The organism is Bradyrhizobium sp. 1, from assembly GCF_023073315.1.
Taxonomy (GTDB): Bacteria; Pseudomonadota; Alphaproteobacteria; order Rhizobiales; family Xanthobacteraceae; genus Bradyrhizobium.
Map to the genome: position 1 here is coordinate 1,003,455 of NZ_JADPJH010000033.1, position 304 is coordinate 1,003,758.

A 304-nucleotide genomic window follows, 5' to 3' on the forward strand; every position below is an offset into this window, starting at 1 on the left:
CTGGCCGCTCGAGTTGATCGACGAGGCGACCTGGCCGGTGGTCGTCGTCACCGTCGCGGTGCCGCTGGCGTTGGACGCGGACTGCACGCCGGTGGCGAGGTCGATCGCCTTGAGCAGGTCAGCCGCGGTGGCGCCGCCGAGATAGACGGTCGAGTTGCCGCTGCCGTCGGTAACGAGGTTGCCCACCACGCCGGAGCCGGCCGGAACGTTGGCCGCCGCCGGTGCATTGCCATCCTTGAAGCTGATGACGTGGCCGTTGACGTTCAGCGTCGAGTTGGTCTGGAGCAGCGAGGACAGCGTGCCC

At 69.1% G+C, this 304-nt stretch carries 1 protein-coding gene; it reads right to left on the bottom strand.

Features of this window, described 5'->3' with window-relative positions; all coding sequences use genetic code 11:
• On the bottom strand, positions 1-304 hold a 304-nt coding region (locus tag IVB29_RS38600; RefSeq protein WP_247506970.1), incomplete at both ends, for a DUF1522 domain-containing protein.